This window comes from Microbacterium sp. 3J1, from assembly GCF_001049495.1.
GTDB lineage: Bacteria > Actinomycetota > Actinomycetes > Actinomycetales > Microbacteriaceae > Microbacterium.
This window is the reverse complement of sequence record NZ_CDWI01000014.1, coordinates 41,665-60,104: the sequence shown is the minus strand read 5'-3', so window position 1 is coordinate 60,104 and position 18,440 is coordinate 41,665. Positions and strand designations below refer to the sequence as shown.

Sequence of the window (18,440 nt, the reverse complement as noted above, 5' to 3'; positions counted from 1 at the left end):
CGGCATGACGCCGTTCGCGCGGGGCGGATCCGCGTCGCGTCACTTCTCCTGCACCGTGTGCGAATCGGCACTGATGCGTCCACAGAGGCCGAATTCGTCCCGGTCGTGTGAGCCCATGCGCTGTCATGGGGGCATGACAGGGAGTGAAGAGTCGCGCGGTGCGCTGATGCCCGGGGTGCACCGGGTCATCAGGGTGCTGGACCTCGACGAAGGACCCTACGGAGGCTCTCTCGTCACCGATCGCGGGTCGGTGGTCGTGCTGACGGACGCCGATGCGATCAGCGGGTGGGGCGGGTGGGAGCACGCCGGCGACGAGCACGTGGCCGGTCCTCTCGATCTCGTGCGTCGACACGACGGGCACGATGTGCTTCTTCCGTGGTGCACGGAGCGACTCTCGGTGTTCCTCGGGCGCCGCCAGGCCGACGGCCTCGCATTCGCGGCGGGCGAGGTCAGCACGCTCGTGGGGAGCATGCTGCGCGCACTCGACGAGCTGAGCGCGAGCGACGGCGCCGGCCTGGTCGACGGCGACTGGTGGCTCACCGAGGACGGCCGCCCGATGTTCGTCATCGGCAGGGGCGGCGTCGCCCGCGAGAGCAGCGCTCTCATCGTCGATCGGCTGCACCGGGATTGCAGCGACAGGGCGTTGAGTCGTCTCCTCGCCGCGATCCGCGACGGTCTCCGGGCGGGGGAGACACGACCGGGCGTGCCACGGCGGCAGCTCGAGCTGTGGGAGGCCGAGCTGTTCGCGATCGCCGCGCCGCGCGCGGTGAACCGCGAGACGCACGCGCCGGCTCGCGTGCGGGACATCGAGATGGTCCGCGCCCTCCGCGACGCGCCGACCGAGACCCGCCGCGCTCGACGCTCGTCGCCGGAACCGGATACGAGCGGTTCAGTGGACGGCGTTCTCCGCGGCGTGTACATGGCGGCCACCCGAGGGATGCGGACGACGCGGCAGCGCCTCTCGGAGTGGCGGTTCTCGCTGCGTCCCACGCACCGAGAACCGCATTCCGAGCCGAACAGTCGAGGCGTCGGCGACGGGTCGGTGACGAGCAGGGAGGGCGCGGTGGGGGCGCCCTTCCGCCGACCACGACGCCTCCTCGTGGCGGGCGCGACGGCCGTGGTCGTCCTCGGCGCAGGCCTGATGTGGCCCGGGGGAGCGACCGGCGAGTCGGGTCATCGCGAGGAGCCGCCGAGTCAGGCGGAAGAGCGCACAGAGCAACCCCGGAGGCAGGACGAACCGACCGATGTCGAGGCAGGTCGCGAGACGCCCCGTCAGACCCCGCCCGGCGACCGGGGGATGGACGCGGTGAGCGATCCGGTCGCTGCGGGCAGGACTCTGCTCGCGACGATCAGGGAATGCGCGGTACGGGGAGACGCCGCGTGCGAGGATGCGGTGGCAGCCGGATCCTCGGGCATCGTCGACCTGCTGGGTGGCGCCGAGCTCGACGAGGGGGCGGTCGAGCTCACGCTCGTCGACGAGTACGGCGATGTCGCGGTCATCCGCGCGTCCACGCCGCCGGTCGACGCGGGGCCCGTGGCCGAGCGGATGCTGGTCCTCGTGCGGGTGGCAGAGAAATGGCTGGTCCGCGACGCCTACGACGTCGCGGACCAGCCAGGATGATGCGGGTGTCAGGCTCCGAGCTGAGCGGCGAACTGCGCCGACTCGAGCCGTGCCTTGACGGCGCCGAGGAACCGGGCGGCGTCCGCTCCGTCGATGATGCGGTGGTCGTACGAGAGCGCGAGGTACACGTACGAGCGAACGGCGATCGCGTCCGCTCCGCCGACCTTGACGAGGCCCGGGCGCTTGACGACCGTGCCGGTTCCGAGGATCGCAGACTGCGGCAGGAAGACGACGGGCGTGTCGAACAGGGCGCCGCGCGACCCGGTGTTGGTCAGCGTGAACGTGCCGCCGGCCAGCTCATCGGGCTTCAGCTTGTTCTCGCGGGTCCGCGCGGCGAGGTCGGCGATCTCGTGCGCGATCTCCGCGATGTTCTTCGATGCGGCGTCGCGCAGGACCGGCGTGAGCAGGCCACGCTCGGTGTCGACGGCGATCGACACGTTCTCGGACGCCGGGTAGACGATCTGCTCGCCGTCGACCGTGGCGTTCACGATCGGGTAGGCGCGCAGAGCCTCGGCCGCAGCGAGAGCGAAGAACGGCAGGAAGGACAGCTTGTCGCCGGTCTTCTCGAGGAACGATGCCTTGACGCTGTCGCGGTATTCCGCGAGGGCGGTGACATCCACCTCCACCACCGTCGTGAGCTGAGCGGTCTGCTGCATCGACTCCACCGCACGCTTGGCGAGCACCTTGCGCAGACGAGACATCGGCTGCGTGGTTCCGCGCAGCGGCGAGACCTCGAGAGGAGCCGGCGCAGCAGCGGCCGGGGTGGCAGTGGCGGCCGGAGCCGACTTCGCGCTCTCGGCGGCCTTGAGGACGTCCTCCTTGCGGATGCGTCCGCCCACGCCCGTGCCCGACACGGTCGCGAGGTCGACGCCCTGCTGCGACGCCAGACGGCGCACGAGCGGGGTCACGTACAGGTTGTCGCTCTCCGTCGGGAGGGCGAGCTTCTGCTCTGCGGGAGCCGGAGCGCCCGCAGCTGCCGCGCCTCCGGTGGCCTGCTCAGGGGCCGCTTCGGCGGGAGCCGCGACAGGCGCCTCCGCTGCGGGCCGCTCGGCGGGCTTGTCGACAGGAGTCTCCGAGACCGAGGCCTTCGCCTCCGGAGCCTCTGCGGGAGTGGGCTGTGCCGCGGGTGCCTCGGCGGCGGGCGCGGGTGCCTCGGCGGGGGCCGCGGGTGCCTCGGCCGCGGGCGCGGCTGGGGCTGCCCCGGATCCCACGCGAGCGAGCACGGCACCGACGGCGACGGTCTCGTCCTCGGCGGCGACGATCTCCTGCAGTACGCCGGCGACCGGCGAGGGGATCTCGGTGTCGACCTTGTCGGTAGAAATCTCGAGGAGGGCCTCGTCGACCTCGACGCTGTCTCCGACCTGCTTGAGCCAGCGGGTGACGGTTCCCTCGGTCACACTCTCGCCGAGTTCGGGGAGGACGATGTCCTTCGCGTCGCCGGCAGGAGCCTCGGCCTGTGCGGGCGCGGCTTCTGCGGGTGCCTCCGCAGCGGCAGGGGCGGCCTGCTCGGCAGCGGGTGCGGCCTCCGCGGGCGCGGCCTCTTCGGCGGCAGGCGCGGCCTGCTCGGTTGCGGGCTCCGCCGCAGCCGGGGCGTCGGCGGCCGGAGCCGGGCTGCTCCCGTCGCCGATGCGGGCGAGCAGAGCGCCGACCTCGACGGTCTCGTCCTCGGCGACGAGGATCTCCTCGATGACCCCGGTCACAGGGGAGGGGATCTCGGTGTCGACCTTGTCGGTCGAGATCTCGAGCAGGCCCTCATCCGCCTGGACGGTGTCTCCCACCTGCTTGAGCCAGCGGGTGACCGTACCCTCTGTGACGCTCTCGCCGAGAGGGGGGAGGACGACGGATGTGCTCATGACTGAGTCTCCTTCAAGAAGTTAAATGACGCGTGTCTAGCTTAGTGAACTGTGCGGCTGTTGGTGTTCAGAGGGCGTGGAGCGGCTTGCCGGCGAGAGCGAGGAAAGCCTCCCCGAGCGCTTCGCTCTGCGTGGGGTGGGCGTGGATCAGCGGAGCGATGTCCTCCGGGTGAGCCTCCCACGCGACCGCCAGCTGCCCCTCGGTGATGAGCTCCCCGACGCGGTCGCCGAGCAGATGGACCCCGATGACCGGGCCGTCCTTCAGCCGCACGACCTTGACGAGACCGGCGGTCCCGATGATCTCGCTCTTGCCGTTGCCGGCGAGGTTGTACTCGTACGCGCTCACCGCGTCGGCGCCGTGCTCGGCGACCGCCGCCTCCTCGGTGACGCCGACCGACGCCACCTCCGGGCTCGAATAGGTGACCTTGGGGATCTGCACGTCCGGCACGTTGACGGGGGAGAGGCCGGCGATGCGCTCGGCGACCGCGATGCCCTGCTGGAACCCGCGATGAGCGAGCTGCAGGCCCGGGGTGATGTCGCCGACCGCCCAGAGGCCGTCGACGCCGGTGCGGAGCTCCTCGTCGACCGTGACGAACCCGCGGTCGAGTCGCACGCCGGCCTCCTCGAAACCGAGGTCGGCGGTCACCGGGCCGCGGCCGACCGCGACGAGCAGGTAGTCGGCCGTGAACTGCGTGCCGTCTTCGAGCGTCACGGTCACGGAGCTGTCGTCCTGGGTAACGCTCTGGAACCGAACGCCGAGGGAGTACCGGATCCCGCGCCGGCGGAAGGCCCGCTCCAGACCCTTGCTCATCGCGATGTCCTCGTTCGGCACGAGATGGGGCAGAGCCTCGATGATCGTGACCTCGGCGCCGAAGGAGCGCCAGACGCTCGCGAACTCGACACCGATCACGCCTCCGCCGAGGATCAGCACGCGCTCGGGGATGACGTCGAGCGACAGAGCGTGCTCGCTCGTGAGGACGCGGCCGCCTATCTCGAGGCCGGGCAGGGTGCGGCTGTACGAGCCGGTGGCGAGGATGACGTCGGATCCCACGTACACGTCGTCGCCGACGCTCACGGAACGGTCGGGGTTGAGTCGCCCGGTACCGGCGACCGTCGTGATCCCGCGTGCCTTGACGAGGCCTTCGAGCCCCTTGTACTTCTTCGCCACGATGCCCTCGCGGTACGCGCGGACGCCCGCCGGATCGATGCTCTCGAGCGTCGCGGTGATGCCCACGTGAGCCGCATCGCGCACGTGCTCTGCGACCTCCGCGGCGTGCAGCAGCGCCTTGGTCGGGATGCACCCGCGATGGAGGCACGTGCCGCCGACCTTGTCCTTCTCGATCAGGGCGACCGACTTGCCGAGCTCGCTGGCTCGCAGCGCCGCGGCGTATCCGCCGCTGCCGCCGCCCAGGACGACGATGTCGAAGGTGTGGGTTGTCATTGTCTATGCCTCCGTGTGGGATGCTTCGGCGAAGGCGATGATCGATCGGACCATCGCTCCGGTGGGGCCCTTGTCGGTGAAACCGTACGGGGCTCCGTTGTGCTCGCCGGATCCGGCGATGTCGAGGTGCACCCAGGGGATGCGGGGTGCGTCGTCACCCTCGCCGGTGCGACCGACGAAGCGCCGCAGGAACAGCCCGGCGTAAGAGGCGCCGCCCATGCGGTCTCCCATGTTCGCGTTCTGCAGATCGGCGATGGGGGAGTCGAGGGACTCCTCCATGTGGTCGGGCAGCGGCATGTGCCAGGCGAGCTCGTCGACCGCATCCGCGGCGGCCAGGAACTCCGCGACCGTGTCGTCATCGCCGAAGACCCCGGTGTGGCGGTGGCCGAGCGCCATCACGATCGCACCGGTGAGCGTGGCGACGTCGATGATCACGTCGGGGTTCTCGCGGCTGGCGGCGACGAGCCCGTCGGCCATGACGAGGCGACCTTCGGCATCCGTATTCGGGACCTCGACGGTGGTGCCGTCGAGGATGCGGATGACGTCGCCGGGGCGGAGCGCCCGACCCGAGGGCATGTTGTCCGTGATGCACAGCCACGCGGTGACGCGCACCGGGAGAGCGAGGGAGGCGATCGCGCGCACGGCGGCGAGACTCGTGGCCGCGCCGGCCATGTCGAACTTCATCCCGACCATCGACGCCGCGGGCTTCAGCGACAGCCCGCCGGTGTCGAACGTGATGCCCTTGCCGACCAGGGCGATGTGCCGCGCGGCGTTCTCGGGTGCGTAATCGAGCCGCACGAGTCGCGCCGGGCGGTCGGAACCCTGCGCCACGCCCAGGATGCCGCCGTAGCCCTGCGCGGCGAGCTCCTGCTCATCGAGGATCTCGACGGCGACGTCGAGGCCCGCGACGCTGTCCGCAGCGCTCTGCGCGAGCTGTGCGGGGCTCTGCCATTCGGCCGGCACGAAGACGAGGTCCTTGATGAGCGCGACGGCCTCGCCGACGGCGGTCGCCCGGGCGAGGGCATCCTCGTCGAGATCCGCGTGCAGGATGACCGACGATGCCCGGCCCTTGCCCTGGTCCTTGCGGTAGCTCTCGAACCGGTAACCACCGAGCACCGCGCCCTCGGCCGCGGCGTCCGCGAACTGCTCGAGCCCCGGAGCGAGGGCGACCGAGACGGTTGCGAATCCGGTGAGCGATCGCAGCGCGGTGCCCACCGCGTTGCGCACGGCGAGGGCATCGGGCGTGCGACCGACACCCACCACGGCGAACGGGAGCGCAGTCACCTCGGGCGCGTGGACGCGTGCGAACGCGGAGGCGGATCCGGTGAATCCGGTCCCCGTGAGGGAGTCGGCGAGTCCCGGGTAGTCGACCAGCGACTCCGCGGAGTCGGAGATCTCGGGGATAACGAGCACTGCGGCGTCTGCAGCGCTTCCGGGGAACTGATCTGAGGTGCGCGAGAGCGCGGGAAGCGTCATGTCTCCATCCTAGGGAGCGCGGCAGGTTCGCACGCCGACGCGCTGTTCGCTCTCAGCATGACCGCCGACGCCCCCACGTCCGACCGTGCTCGTAGCATGGATGCATGCCCTTCTCCGGAGACATCCATGAACGCGTGGCGAACGCCCCGGCCGTGCCCCGCGGGCTGCCGCTGGTCCTGCTCCTGACGGGATTCACCGACGCGGGCAACGCGGTCTCCGGCCTCATCGAGCACCTCCGTGAGACCACGGAGCCGCAGCCGGTGGAGATCTTCGACAATGACGTGCTCCTCGACTACCGCGCGCGTCGTCCCGTCGTGTCGTTCGACCAGGATCACCTCACCGAGTTCCGCCCCTCACGTCTGGAGCTCTCGCTCGCCACCGACGCGCTCGGGCAGAAGTTCCTGCTGCTCGCGGGGTACGAGCCCGATTTCGCGTGGAACGAGTTCGCGAGGACGGTGCTGGACCTCGCCACGGAGTTCGAGGTCTCCAGCCTGAACTGGGTGCACTCGATCGCCATGCCGGTTCCGCACACGCGCCCGATCGGCACGACCGTGAGCGGCAACCGCCGCGACCTCACCGTCGCGCATTCGGTCTGGCGCCCCCGCACCCAGGTGCCCGCGACCGCCGGCCACCTGCTCGAGTTCCGCTTCGCCGAACGGGGCGACCGCGTCGTGGGATTCGTGCTCCTCGTGCCGCACTACCTCGCCGAGACCGAGAACCCCGATGCCGTGATCACCGCCGCCGAGCGTCTGATGGCTGCGACGGGTCTCGTCCTGATGCTCGACGAGGTGCAGGAGCGGCGCGAGGACTACATCTCCCGAGTCGACGAGCAGGTCATCGGCAACGACGAGCTGCAGCAGATGGTGCACGGACTCGAGCGCCGGTACGACGCCTACATGGCCGGCAGAGACCCCGAGGACGGCTCGTACGACGAGGGCGGATTCAACGAGCGCGACCTGCCGAGCGCCGATGAACTGGCTGCCGAACTCGAGCGCTACCTCGCCTCACGGCCCAGCGGCGACGAGGACAAGCCGGGACGCGGCTGACGCCGACGGGTCGATCCGGGGCTTCATGTGTCGAACTTCGTCGGAATGCGCTCGCATCCCCTCACGTGTGCGATACTAGGACTCTGACCCGTTGTCAATCGATCTTTTCGAAGATCAGACTTGACAAGGGTCTTACTAGTGTCCGAAATGTCCCGGGGTCGCCATGGGCCCCGTGAAAGGCGAAACGTGACTCCTGCCACGACCAAGAACACCCGGACGAAGAAGACTGCCGAAGCTCCCGAGGTCGACGCCCCGGTGGAGGAGGCGGCCGAGAAGCCGGCGCCCAAGACGGCTGCGCAGCGGGCCGCTGCCAAGCGCGCCCCGGCGAAGAAGAAGAAGTCGGACGACATCGTCGAAGAAGACGAGGCCCCCGTCGCCGAGGCGGCCGACGAGGAGGACGAGGACTCGAAGCCGAAGTTCACCGAGCCCCTTCCCACCGGCGCCATCGTCATCTCGTCGAACGACGACGAGGACGTCCCCGTCTACTCGACCCAGATCACGGGCGCCACGGCCGACCCCGTCAAGGACTACCTGAAGCAGATCGGAAAGGTCGCCCTGCTGAACGCGGCCGAAGAGGTCGAGCTCGCGATGCGCATCGAGGCGGGTCTGTTCGCCGAGGAGAAGCTCTCCGCGATGACCGCTGCCGAGAAGGCCGGCCAGCTCGGACTCGACCTGCAGTGGGTCGCCCGTGACGGGCAGCGCGCGAAGAGCCACCTGCTCGGAGCGAACCTCCGTCTCGTCGTCTCGCTCGCCAAGCGCTACACCGGCCGCGGCATGCAGTTCCTCGACCTGATCCAGGAGGGCAACCTCGGACTGATCCGTGCGGTCGAGAAGTTCGACTACACCAAGGGCTTCAAGTTCTCGACGTACGCGACGTGGTGGATCCGTCAGGCCATCACCCGCGCGATGGCCGACCAGGCGCGCACCATCCGCATCCCGGTGCACATGGTCGAGGTCATCAACAAGCTGGCCCGCGTGCAGCGTCAGATGCTGCAGGACCTCGGTCGCGAACCCACTCCCGAGGAGCTCAGCCGTGAGCTCGACATGACGCCCGAGAAGGTCGTCGAGGTCCAGAAGTACGGTCGTGAGCCGATCTCGCTGCACACGCCTCTCGGTGAGGACGGCGACAGCGAGTTCGGTGACCTGATCGAGGACACCGAGGCCGTCGTCCCCGCGGACGCGGTCGGATTCACCATGCTGCAGCGTCAGCTCGAGCAGCTGCTCGACTCGCTCTCGGAGCGCGAGGCCGGCGTCATCCGGATGCGCTTCGGCCTCGGCGACGGACAGCCGAAGACGCTCGATCAGATCGGCGACACCTTCGGCGTGACGCGTGAGCGCATCCGTCAGATCGAGTCGAAGACCATGGCGAAGCTGCGGCACCCGAGCCGTTCGCAGTCGCTGCGGGACTACCTCGAGTGATGCAGGCGAACGACGGCAAGGCGCTCGAGGCGAGCGTCGACGGCAAGAGCTACGCCCGCATCCCGCTCAAGACCCGGGTCGTCATGCCCGACGACGATCTCGATGCGATCATCACCGAGTACGCGAAGGATGCGGTGCAGCCGGGCGACCTGCTGTTCGTGACCGAGAAGATCGTGGCGATCACACAGGGGCGCTCGTATCGCCTCGACGAGATCACGCCGCGTCCGCTCGCGCGCTTCCTCTCCCGGTATGTCGTGCGCACGTCGTACGGCATCGGTCTCGGCATGCCGGAGACCATGGAGATGGCGTTGCGCGAGTGCGGCACGCTGCGGATCCTGTTCGCGGCCGGCGTCTCGGTCATCACGAAGGCCTTCGGCCGACGTGGCGACTTCTACCGCATCGCGGGAGACAAGGCCCGTGCGATCGACGGCCCGACGAAGAACACCATCCCGCCGTACAACGAGGCGGTGGTGCTGGGTCCGAAGAACCCGCGCGACGTCGCGTTGCGCGTGCAGAAGCTGGTCGGCGGTGACGTCGACGTGGCCGTCGTCGACATCAACGACATCGGCGGGAACATCCTCGGTTCGACCCTCGACAAGGCGGGCGAGCGCCGCCTCGTGCAGATCCTCGGCGACAACCCCCTCGGGCAGGCGACCCAGTCGACCCCGATGGGCATCGTCCGCGAGATCTGACTCATCGCACCCGATCACGACACAAAGAAGGCCCGGATGCTCAGCATCCGGGCCTTCTTCATGCTCTTCGTCGCGCGGTCAGAATCCGATCGCCGCCTGGTAGCGAGGCTTGTGACCGGTGCGGATGCCGGTGACGCTGGGCTTGTTCTCGTAGACGCCGGCGCCCCAGTTGCCCTCCACCAGCACGGGTCCGTCGGGCGTCACCACGATGTCCCAGCCGACGTACTGGATCTGCGGCACCACTCGCGCGACCTGATCGACGAACTCCTTGACCTCGTCGATCATCGGGAGCTGGAAGTCCGCGATCGGAAAGCCCGAGTCGGGGTGGGTGACGTGCACATGTCCGTGCGAGTCGTAGCCGGAGCCGACCGAGTGGCCGTCCTCGTCGAGCATCGTGTAGAACCCGCCGAAGCTCATCTGGTCGCTCACGGCACCGCGGCCGAACTTCTGCGCCATCGCGAGGATGTGGGTCTTCTCCCCGTCGAAGAAGGCGGTCACGCGCGTGGTGTTCACGGTGCCGGGGCAGACGGCGGCGAGGTCCGCGTGCTGGCGGATGACCTCCTCGACGAGCACCTGCTTCTTCGACAGCAGGTCGGCGTGGAAGGCGTTCCAATCGGTGACGTCCGCCGCGTGGTAGCGGTGCACTCCGGTGCCGGCCTGACCGTGGGTCTCCTTCACCACGATCGTGCCCTGCCGTTCGGTGAAGGCGCGCAGCTCATCGGCGTTGCCCTCGGTGATGAGCATCCATTCGCGCTTGAGATACGCGTCGAAGCGGGCGTTGAACTCCGCCTTGTCGTGGAACAGGTGGCGATAGTCGGGGTGGTCGTACTTCTGTGAGATCTGATTCGACACCGGGTGGGTCATGTAGGTGTCGCGCTCGGCCTTCGTCAGGATCGCGAAGTCGTAGTCGATGTAGTCCTGGAACCCGACGTTGTGACGCCCTGCGGACCACAGCATGTCGACGACGACGAGCGGCACCGCCTTGCCGTGCTGGGCCGAGGCCTCCTTCGCCCTCTCGATCACCGATGCGACGTCGATGCGCCGAGCGCGATCCAGCAGGTAGCGGACGCGGGGCGCGAGGGAAAAGCGTGACATGGATCTCCTGGGTCGGCGGACTCTCCAGTCTACGGGGGAGGGCCCGGGCATCCTGAGAGCACGGAGCTAGGCTGGAGGGGTGTGTGATTCGACATCCAGCTCCCTCCCGCACGCCATGATCTCGCGGTCGGCGCTGGCGGCGGCGTCTTCCGAGGCCGTCTCCCGCGGCGGACGCATCGCCGATCTCCGACGCGACGCCTGGGGCCACGGGATCGTCGGAGTGGCGCACGCGGTGATCGCAGCGGGCGCCGCCGCAGCCCTGGTCGACTCGGATGCCGAGGTGGAGACCCTGGCGCTCGAAGGTATCGAGGCTGTCACGCGAGGTGCCGCCGACATCGACACGCGACTGCTCTACGGGCTCCCCGACGCAGAGGGCGTGCTCCGTACCCGCCCCGTGATGCGCCTGACCGGTCGCGTCCTCTCGACGAAGCCGTTGAAGGCCGGAGACGCCGTCTCCTACGGGTACACGCACCGCGCGACCGCGGACACCACCGCCGTGCTCGTCACGGGCGGTTACGCCCAGGGCATCGTGCGTGCGCTCGGCAACAAAGCTCCGGTCGAGCTCGACGGAACCCTCCGACCGATCATCGGCCGGGTGGCGATGGACGTCTGCATGGTCGACACCGAGGGGCAGCATGGCGTGGCACCGGGCGACCAGGTGACGTACTTCGGCGGAGCGGGTCCGGCAGGCGCGGGGCTCGCGCGCTGGTCCGCTGTGACCGGGATGACGATCGGGGAGCTGATCAGCGTCGCGGGTGCGCACGCCGAGCGGGGGTGGGAGGCATGAGCCGGCCCGAGCTGCGCCTCTCGTCGCGCCGCCTCGCCTGGAACATCGCCGCGGTCCGGGACCGCATCGCCCCCTCCGAGCTCATGATGGTGCTGAAGGACGACGCGTACGGTCACGGCCTGACCTGGGCCGTCGAGACCGGCGTCGCGGCCGGGATCGGCTGGTTCGGATCCTACGACGTCCGCAGCGGTGTCGAGATCCGCCGCATCCTCGGCGGCCACGGTCGGATCTTCGCCTGGGTCACGTCGACGGACGACGAGATCGATGCGGCACTGCGCCACGATGTGGACCTCGGGGTCGGTTCTGCGGAGTATCTCGCACGCATCGTCGCTCGCGCGCGGGCACGAGGTGCTCGAGCGCGGATCCATCTGAAGATCGACACCGGCCTTCATCGCAACGGCCTGCTGCCCGAGGAATGGGACGAGGCGCTCACGGTCGTCCGAGCGGCGGAAGCCGACGGAGCGGTCGAGCTCGTGGGGATCTGGAGCCATCTCGCCGAGGCGAGCGACGCGGAGGACGACGACGCGCGGCGCGTGTTCATGGATGCGGTGGAACGCTCCGGCACGACGGGGCGGGTCCCCGAGGCGCTGCATCTGACGGCATCCGCCGCGTCCTGGTGGCGGCCGGAGCTCCGGGGGTCCGTCTCTCGTATCGGTGCCTTCTGCTACGGCATCCGCTCGGCCGAGGGGCCGGAGCTGGAGGGCATCGCCCCGGTGGCGGAGCTCGTCGCGACGGTCACGGCCGTCCACGGCGATGAGGCCACCCTCGCCCTCGGTTCCTTCGACGGTCTTCCGTCGACGCTCGCCGGGATGACCGTGGGGACTCCCGGAGGTCGCCGCGACCTGATCCGCATGGGCGACGTGACCTCGGTCGTCGCCGGGTGGCCCGGGATGGCCGTCGGCGACCCCGTCCGGGTGTTCGGCGGCGGAGACCACGGAGAATCCAGCGCGACGACACTCGCGGAGCGGATCGACACGGTCGGCGAGGAGATCCTCACCCGGCTCACGGCGCGCGTGCGTCGCGTCATCGTCGACTGAGACGCGGCGAACGGGGCACCGGGAGCGGGCGGAAGCAGAAGGAGCCCGTCGAATCGACGGGCTCCGAGGACGGCTGGCGTGCCGCGCCACTCAGTCGATGAGACGCGAGGTCTCGTCGTGCCAACTCGTGGCGATGCTGCGCAGCTTCTCCTCGTACTTGCGTCCGTGGTGGGCGCAGAAGAGAAGTTCGGAGCCGTTGACCTCGGCCGCGATGTAGGCCTGAGCGCCACACGAATCACAGCGATCCATGGCGGTCAGGCGGAACTCGACGGCGGAGGTCTCACGTTCGGTCGTTGCGTTCATCTCGGTGCCTCCTTGAGTGTCGGGTTCGCTGGTTAGGCGTGTTCAATACAACCACGCGGCAGGTGTGGTGATGCCCGTCTTGCGGCGTGTTTCGCTCAGCGCGTACACTCCACCGGCGAGCGACGTCCCCGCGGGGAGTGTCTGCGGGGCATGGGCCCACACCGCGAATAGACTCGGAGATTGTGACCGCCGAGTATTCCGCCCATCATCTCCAGGTGCTCGAAGGGCTCGAGGCCGTCCGCAAGCGTCCCGGTATGTACATCGGCTCGAACGGATCGCCGGGCCTGATGCACTGCCTCTGGGAGATCATCGACAACGCCGTCGACGAGGCCGTCGCGGGCAACGGCTCGAAGATCGTCACCATCCTGCACGCGGACGGCAGCGTCGAGGTGCACGACAGCGGTCGTGGCATCCCGGTCGACGTCGAGCCGCGCACGGGGCTGACAGGCGTCGAGGTGGTCTTCACCAAACTCCACGCCGGCGGAAAGTTCGGCGGCGGCTCGTATGCGGCATCCGGCGGTCTGCACGGCGTGGGCGCCTCGGTCGTCAACGCGCTCTCGGAGCGTCTCGATGTCGAGGTCGATCGCGGCGGCAAGACCTACGCGATGTCCTTCCACCGCGGAGAACCGGGGCTGTTCGCCGATAAGGGCGACAAGCGCCCTGATGCGCCGTTCACGCCCTTCGAGGACAAGAGCGAGCTGCGGATCGTCGGCAAGGCGCCGCGCGGAGTGACCGGAACCCGCATCCGCTACTGGGCGGACCGGCAGATCTTCACGAAGGATGCCGCCTTCCAGCTCGCAGACCTCGAGACACGCGCCCGTCAGACCGCGTTCCTCGTCCCCGGACTCGAGATCGTCGTCCGCGACGAGCGGGCGGACGAGAACAACGAGACCTCGTACCACTACCAGGGCGGCATCTCGGAGTTCGTCGAGTACCTCGCCATCGACGCTCCCGTGACGGACACCTGGCGGATCCAGGGCGAGGGCACCTTCAAGGAGACGGTCCCCGTTCTGCAGGCGGACGGCCACATGGTCGCCACCGAGGTCGAGCGCGTGTGCGCCGTCGACATCGCCATGCGATGGGGCACGGGGTACGACACCCTCACGCGCTCGTTCGTGAACATCATCGCGACTCCCAAGGGCGGCACCCACCAGCAGGGCTTCGAGCAGGAGCTCCTCAAGGTTCTGCGCGCGCAGGTCGATCAGAACGCCCGTCGGCTGAAGGTCGGCGCGAACGACAAGCTCGAGAAGGACGACGTGCTCGCGGGGCTCACCGCCGTGCTCACCGTGAACGTCCCCGAGCCCCAGTTCGAGGGGCAGACCAAGGAGGTGCTCGGCACTCCGGCGGTACGGCAGATCGTCGCACAGGTCCTCCGCAAGGATCTCGCCGCCCGGTTCAGCTCGACCAAGCGGGACGACAAGAGCCAGGCGACCCAGCTGCTCGACAAGGTCGTCGCCGAGATGAAGGCGCGGGTGTCGGCCCGCGCGCACAAGGAGACTCAGCGGCGCAAGAACGCACTCGAGTCGTCGACGCTGCCGACGAAGCTCGTCGACTGCCGCACGAACGAGGTCGAGCGCAGCGAGCTCTTCATCGTCGAGGGCGACTCGGCTCTGGGAACGGCGAAGAACGCGCGCAACAGCGAGTTCCAGGCGCTGCTGCCGATCCGGGGGAAGATCCTCAACGTGCAGAAGGCGTCCGTGGGCGACATGCTCTCGAACGCCGAATGCGCCTCGATCATCCAGGTCATCGGCGCCGGATCGGGACGCAGCTTCGACATCGATGCGGCCCGCTACGGCAAGGTGATCCTGATGAGCGACGCCGACGTCGACGGCGCTCACATCCGCACCCTGCTGCTCACGCTGTTCTACCGCTACATGAGGCCGCTGATCGAGCACGGTCGCGTGTTCGCGGCCGTCCCGCCGCTGCATCGAGTGATCGTGATGAACCCGGGCTCCAAGCCCAACGAGACGATCTACACGTACAGCGAGCAGGAGATGCACGCGCTGCTGACGAAGCTGCGCAAGGCCGGCAAGAAGTGGCACGAGCCGATCCAGCGCTACAAGGGGCTGGGCGAGATGGATGCCGAGCAGTTGGCGACGACGACCATGGACCGCGGCGGGCGGCTGCTGCGCCGGGTGCGCATGGAGGACGCCGAGGCCGCAGGGCGCGTCTTCGAGCTGCTGATGGGCAACGAGGTGGCTCCCCGTCGCGAATTCATCATCGACTCCTCGGGTCGCCTCTCGCGGGAGTCGATCGACGCCTGAACGGCGCACGCGGGATGATGAGAGCATGATCGCGATCGTCTCCGCTCCGTCGAATCTCGGTCTGCGGCCGCCCGTGCCCGGTGCCGTTCCCGGCACGTCGAAGGCGCCGGAGGCCCTGCGCGAGGCGGGACTCCATGCCGCGCTGAGCGCGCGTGGCGCGATCGACGGTGGTGCGATCCTCCCGGGTCGCTACGTCGACGACCCCGGACGCGGAGAGCGGGCGCTGCGCAACCAGGGTGCGATCATCGACCACGCGCGACGTCTAGCGAGCAGACTCGTGGCCCTGCGGGGTGGCGGTCACGCGCCGCTCGTGCTGGGAGGGGACTGCAGCCTGATCGTCGCAGCGGGGCTGGCCTCCCGGACGACGGGAGGCGCGGGCCTCGTGCACATCGACGGGCATACCGACTTCCGCCACCCCGGGAACAGCGCCGCGTTCGGATCCCTGGCGGGGGAGGACCTCGCCGCGGCCATCGGCGAGCACGTGTCCGAGATCGCCGATATCGACGGACTCGGTCCCTACTTCGACGCAGCGGCCACGGCGCACATCGGGTGCCGGAAGGACGATGCGGAGCTCGCAGAGGTCCTGGCGCGGATCGCGGTGACCGTGCCCGCCGATCAGGTCATCTCGCACGGTGCCTCGGCTGTGGCCGAACGAGTACTCGCCGCACCGGGGTTGAGCCGCGGGTTCTGGCTGCAGGTGGACGTGGACGTGTTGGACCCCGAGCACATGCCGGCCGTCGACAGCCCGGATCCCGGGGGCCTCGCGCCCGGGGAGCTGGTCGGTCTGCTCCGAGAGCTCGCGCCGCGGGCGTGGGGCGCGGCGATCACCGTGTTCGACCCCGACCTCGACCCGACCGGTGCCTACGCTCGCCTGCTGGCGGGGGTCATCGACGAGGGCCTGGCTCGGCTGGGGGAAGACGCCGCGCCGGACTGACGCCGCGCTCCTGCTGCCTCAGACCAGCGTGCGGCCGATGCTGCCGATCACGCCGTCGATCGGCTGACCGGATGCATCGCGCCGTGCCCCCGTCTCGGGGAGCTTGCGCACGGCACCGGTGGGGTCCACGGCCTGCGCGGGACCGGGGCCGACCCAGGCCACCGTCAGCCGATCCTCGCCCTTGAGGAACGCGTGGGCGCGGACGCCTCCGGTTCCGCGTCCCTTGGCGGGATACTCGGCGAAGACCGAGACCTTCGCGCGTCCGGGGTCGGTTCCGGGAAGGACGCTCTCGCCGCCCGACACCGTGGCGACGACGGCCTCACCGCCGGCGCCGGCGCCCACTGCGCCGAAGAACAGCACTGCGGCCCCCGAGCCGAGCTTGACGCCCGCCATGCCGCCGGCGGGCGCACCCTGCGGGCGGACCGCGGACGCGCTGAATCGCAGCAGCTGGGCGTCGGTGGTCACGAAGACCAGATCAGCGTCGTCCGGCGCCTCCATCGCGCCGACGACCGTGTCACCGGGCTTCATGCCGATGACCTCGAGGTCGGGGCGCACGGGCAACGTGCGGGGGACGATGCGCTTGACCGTGCCCTGGGCGGTGCCGAGGGCGATCGGGGTGTCGCTGTCGAAGCGCACGAAGCCGAGGATGCGCTCTCCCCGGGTGGTGATGCCCAGATAGTCGCGCAGCGGGGTGCCCGCGGCGAGCTGCACCGAGGTCGCGGGAACCGAGGGCAGGTCGACGGGGGAGAACCGCAGGACTCGTCCCTCGCTGGTGAGGGCGCCGATGTCGGAGCGCACCGTCGTGCGGGCGGTGGCGAGGATGGCGTCGTGCTTGCTCCGCCGAGCGGGCACAGCGAGCTCCTGACCCTCGCCGAGGTCGACGCGGACGGCGCGGCCCGTCGTCGACAGCACGAGGACCGTCGGAGCGTCGGCGATCTGGAGATCGACGGCGCCCTTGGTCGCGCGGGGCTTGGGAGGCGCGGCGTTCATCAGCAGGGTGCGGCGCGGAGTTCCGTATGCGTCGGCCGCAGCATCCAGCTCCCGGGCGACGGCTGCGCGGAGGAGCACGTCGCTGCCCAGCAGCTCGGTCAGGGCCGAGATCTCGGCGAGGAGGGCATCGCGCTCCGACTCGAGCTCGATGCGCGAGAACTTCGTCAGCCGGCGCAGACGCAGCTCGAGGATGTACTCCGCCTGCAGCTCACTGAGGTCGAAGACCGATCGCAGGCGTGTGCGAGCCTGTTCAGAGTCGTCGGACGAGCGGATGACCTGGATCACCTCGTCGATGTCGAGGATCGCGATGAGCAGACCCTCGACGAGGTGGAGGCGCTCCTCCCGGCGGGCGAGGCGGTACCGGCTGCGGCGGGTGATGACCTCGAGGCGGTGCGCCACGTAGACGCTGAGCATCTCCTTGAGGCCCAGAGTGCGCGGCTGTCCGTCGACGAGCGCGACGTTGTTGATGCTGAAGGAGTCCTCGAGCGGGGTCAGTCGGTAGAGCTGTTCGAGCACCGCGTTCGGGTCGAAGCCCGTCTTGATCCCGATGGCGACCCGCAGGCCGTGGTTGCGGTCGGTGAGGTCGGTGACGTCGCTGATGCCCTGCAGCTTCTTCGCCTGCACGGCGTCGCGGATCTTCTCGATCAGACGCTCGGGGCCGACCATGTAGGGGAGCTCGGACACGATGATGCCGGTGCGCCGAGGACCGAGGGGCTCCACGGAGACCTTGCCGCGCACCTTCAGAGCACCACGGCCGTTCGTGTAGGCGTCCTTGACGCCGTCGAGACCCATGAGGATGCCGCCCGACGGGAAGTCCGGACCCGGAACGAACTCCATGAGCTCTTCCGTCGTGGCATCAGGGTTCTCGAGCAGATGAGTCGCGGCCGCGACGACCTCGATGAGGTTGTGCGGGGCCATGTTCGTCGCCATGCCGACGGCGATGCCGCTCGCGCCGTTGACGAGGAGGTTCGGGAAGGCCGCAGGGAGCACGGCCGGCTGCTGGAACTGCCCGTCGTAGTTCGGCACGAAGTCGACGACGTCCTCGTCGAGGTTCTCGGTCAGCGCCATGGCCGGCGCTGCGAGGCGCGCCTCGGTGTACCGTGCGGCGGCGGGACCGTCGTCGAGGGAGCCGAAGTTGCCGTGGCCGTCGACGAGCGGAACGCGGAGGGCGAAGTCCTGAGCGAGCCGCACGAGGGCGTCGTAGATGGCGGAGTCACCGTGCGGGTGGAGCTTTCCCATCACCTCGCCGACGACGCGCGCGCTCTTGACGTGCCCGCGTTCGGGGCGCAGTCCCATCTCGGCCATCTGGTAGAGGATGCGCCGTTGGACGGGCTTGAGTCCGTCACGGGCGTCCGGCAGCGCACGGGAGTAGATGACCGAGTACGCGTACTCGAGGAACGAGCCCTGCATCTCGCTCTCGAGGTCGATGTCCTGGATTCTCTCCGGGACGAGCTCGGGCGGCGGGGTTTTCGGCATGGGCAT

At 69.5% G+C, this 18,440-nt stretch carries 14 protein-coding genes; 8 read left to right on the top strand and 6 right to left on the bottom strand.

Annotated elements, in window-relative coordinates; all coding sequences use genetic code 11:
- Window positions 1-133: 133 nt before the first annotated feature.
- On the top strand, window positions 134-1,621 hold the full coding sequence (locus BN2660_RS16815) for a hypothetical protein (RefSeq protein WP_255305198.1): 1,488 nt from the start codon (window positions 134-136) through the stop codon (window positions 1,619-1,621).
- Window positions 1,622-1,629: 8 nt separating this feature from the next.
- Here BN2660_RS16815 and sucB read toward each other — a convergent pair whose 3' ends face one another.
- From sucB to BN2660_RS14585, 3 genes are all read right to left on the bottom strand, one after another.
- Complete coding sequence (sucB, locus tag BN2660_RS14595) at window positions 1,630-3,474, bottom strand: 2-oxoglutarate dehydrogenase, E2 component, dihydrolipoamide succinyltransferase (protein ID WP_091233878.1); 1,845 nt, start codon at window positions 3,472-3,474, stop codon at window positions 1,630-1,632.
- A 67-nt stretch (window positions 3,475-3,541) separates the two neighbouring features.
- Window positions 3,542-4,915, bottom strand: a complete 1,374-nt coding sequence (lpdA, locus tag BN2660_RS14590) for a dihydrolipoyl dehydrogenase (RefSeq protein ID WP_091233876.1) — start codon at window positions 4,913-4,915, stop codon at window positions 3,542-3,544.
- A gap of 3 nt (window positions 4,916-4,918) precedes the next feature.
- On the bottom strand, window positions 4,919-6,391 hold the full coding sequence (locus BN2660_RS14585; RefSeq protein ID WP_091233873.1) for a leucyl aminopeptidase: 1,473 nt from the start codon (window positions 6,389-6,391) through the stop codon (window positions 4,919-4,921).
- Between the two features lie 104 nt (window positions 6,392-6,495).
- On the opposite strand from BN2660_RS14585, the gene BN2660_RS14580 reads away from it, so the two are divergent.
- The 3 genes from BN2660_RS14580 (at window position 6,496) to BN2660_RS14570 (ending at window position 9,548) form a co-directional block, all read left to right on the top strand.
- Window positions 6,496-7,437 (top strand): proteasome assembly chaperone family protein, encoded by a 942-nt coding sequence (locus BN2660_RS14580; RefSeq protein ID WP_091233869.1) that lies wholly within the window; start codon window positions 6,496-6,498, stop codon window positions 7,435-7,437.
- Between the two features lie 186 nt (window positions 7,438-7,623).
- Window positions 7,624-8,856, top strand: a complete 1,233-nt coding sequence (locus BN2660_RS14575; protein ID WP_255305197.1) for an RNA polymerase sigma factor — start codon at window positions 7,624-7,626, stop codon at window positions 8,854-8,856.
- Window positions 8,856-9,548: a coenzyme F420-0:L-glutamate ligase gene (locus BN2660_RS14570; RefSeq protein ID WP_091233863.1), complete on the top strand. Its 693-nt coding sequence runs from the start codon at window positions 8,856-8,858 to the stop codon at window positions 9,546-9,548. Before BN2660_RS14575 ends, BN2660_RS14570 begins: the two co-directional genes overlap by 1 nt.
- A gap of 78 nt (window positions 9,549-9,626) precedes the next feature.
- Here BN2660_RS14570 and BN2660_RS14565 read toward each other — a convergent pair whose 3' ends face one another.
- Complete coding sequence (locus tag BN2660_RS14565; RefSeq protein ID WP_091233857.1) at window positions 9,627-10,643, bottom strand: sugar-transfer associated ATP-grasp domain-containing protein; 1,017 nt, start codon at window positions 10,641-10,643, stop codon at window positions 9,627-9,629.
- Window positions 10,644-10,722: 79 nt separating this feature from the next.
- Between BN2660_RS14565 and BN2660_RS14560 the strand changes: the two genes are divergently transcribed.
- Together BN2660_RS14560 and BN2660_RS14555 are read left to right on the top strand one after the other, a co-directional pair.
- Window positions 10,723-11,430: an alanine racemase gene (locus BN2660_RS14560; RefSeq protein ID WP_255305196.1), complete on the top strand. Its 708-nt coding sequence runs from the start codon at window positions 10,723-10,725 to the stop codon at window positions 11,428-11,430.
- Window positions 11,427-12,467, top strand: coding sequence for an alanine racemase (locus BN2660_RS14555; protein WP_091233849.1), 1,041 nt, complete (start codon window positions 11,427-11,429; stop codon window positions 12,465-12,467). The genes BN2660_RS14560 and BN2660_RS14555 overlap by 4 nt, the downstream gene beginning before the upstream one ends.
- Window positions 12,468-12,557: 90 nt before the next feature.
- On the opposite strand, the gene BN2660_RS14550 is transcribed toward BN2660_RS14555, so the two are convergent.
- Window positions 12,558-12,770, bottom strand: a complete 213-nt coding sequence (locus BN2660_RS14550) for a DUF7455 domain-containing protein (RefSeq protein WP_060928201.1) — start codon at window positions 12,768-12,770, stop codon at window positions 12,558-12,560.
- Window positions 12,771-12,952: 182 nt separating this feature from the next.
- On the opposite strand from BN2660_RS14550, the gene BN2660_RS14545 reads away from it, so the two are divergent.
- Both BN2660_RS14545 and BN2660_RS14540 read left to right on the top strand, forming a co-directional pair.
- Window positions 12,953-15,034, top strand: a complete 2,082-nt coding sequence (locus BN2660_RS14545; protein ID WP_091233845.1) for a DNA gyrase/topoisomerase IV subunit B — start codon at window positions 12,953-12,955, stop codon at window positions 15,032-15,034.
- A gap of 25 nt (window positions 15,035-15,059) precedes the next feature.
- Window positions 15,060-15,968 (top strand): arginase family protein, encoded by a 909-nt coding sequence (locus BN2660_RS14540; protein ID WP_091233843.1) that lies wholly within the window; start codon window positions 15,060-15,062, stop codon window positions 15,966-15,968.
- Window positions 15,969-15,986: 18 nt separating this feature from the next.
- On the opposite strand, the gene BN2660_RS14535 is transcribed toward BN2660_RS14540, so the two are convergent.
- A complete protein-coding gene (locus tag BN2660_RS14535) occupies window positions 15,987-18,434 on the bottom strand; it encodes a DNA gyrase/topoisomerase IV subunit A (protein ID WP_091233840.1) in 2,448 nt (815 codons plus the stop codon).
- Window positions 18,435-18,440: the final 6 nt, after the last annotated feature.

What these genes read in the sequence shown, in the direction of transcription:
- BN2660_RS14570 (WP_091233863.1), top strand. Translation starts at nt 8,856, where the DNA reads ATGCAGGCGAACGACGGCAAGGCGCTCGAGGCGAGCGTCGACGGCAAG.
- BN2660_RS14565 (WP_091233857.1), bottom strand. Translation starts at nt 10,643, where the DNA reads ATGTCACGCTTTTCCCTCGCGCCCCGCGTCCGCTACCTGCTGGATCGC.
- BN2660_RS14550 (WP_060928201.1), bottom strand. Translation starts at nt 12,770, where the DNA reads ATGAACGCAACGACCGAACGTGAGACCTCCGCCGTCGAGTTCCGCCTG.
- BN2660_RS14555 (WP_091233849.1), top strand. Translation starts at nt 11,427, where the DNA reads ATGAGCCGGCCCGAGCTGCGCCTCTCGTCGCGCCGCCTCGCCTGGAAC.
- sucB (WP_091233878.1), bottom strand. Translation starts at nt 3,474, where the DNA reads ATGAGCACATCCGTCGTCCTCCCCCCTCTCGGCGAGAGCGTCACAGAG.
- BN2660_RS16815 (WP_255305198.1), top strand. Translation starts at nt 134, where the DNA reads ATGACAGGGAGTGAAGAGTCGCGCGGTGCGCTGATGCCCGGGGTGCAC.
- BN2660_RS14580 (WP_091233869.1), top strand. Translation starts at nt 6,496, where the DNA reads ATGCCCTTCTCCGGAGACATCCATGAACGCGTGGCGAACGCCCCGGCC.
- BN2660_RS14585 (WP_091233873.1), bottom strand. Translation starts at nt 6,391, where the DNA reads ATGACGCTTCCCGCGCTCTCGCGCACCTCAGATCAGTTCCCCGGAAGC.
- BN2660_RS14535 (WP_091233840.1), bottom strand. Translation starts at nt 18,434, where the DNA reads ATGCCGAAAACCCCGCCGCCCGAGCTCGTCCCGGAGAGAATCCAGGAC.
- lpdA (WP_091233876.1), bottom strand. Translation starts at nt 4,915, where the DNA reads ATGACAACCCACACCTTCGACATCGTCGTCCTGGGCGGCGGCAGCGGC.
- BN2660_RS14540 (WP_091233843.1), top strand. Translation starts at nt 15,060, where the DNA reads ATGATCGCGATCGTCTCCGCTCCGTCGAATCTCGGTCTGCGGCCGCCC.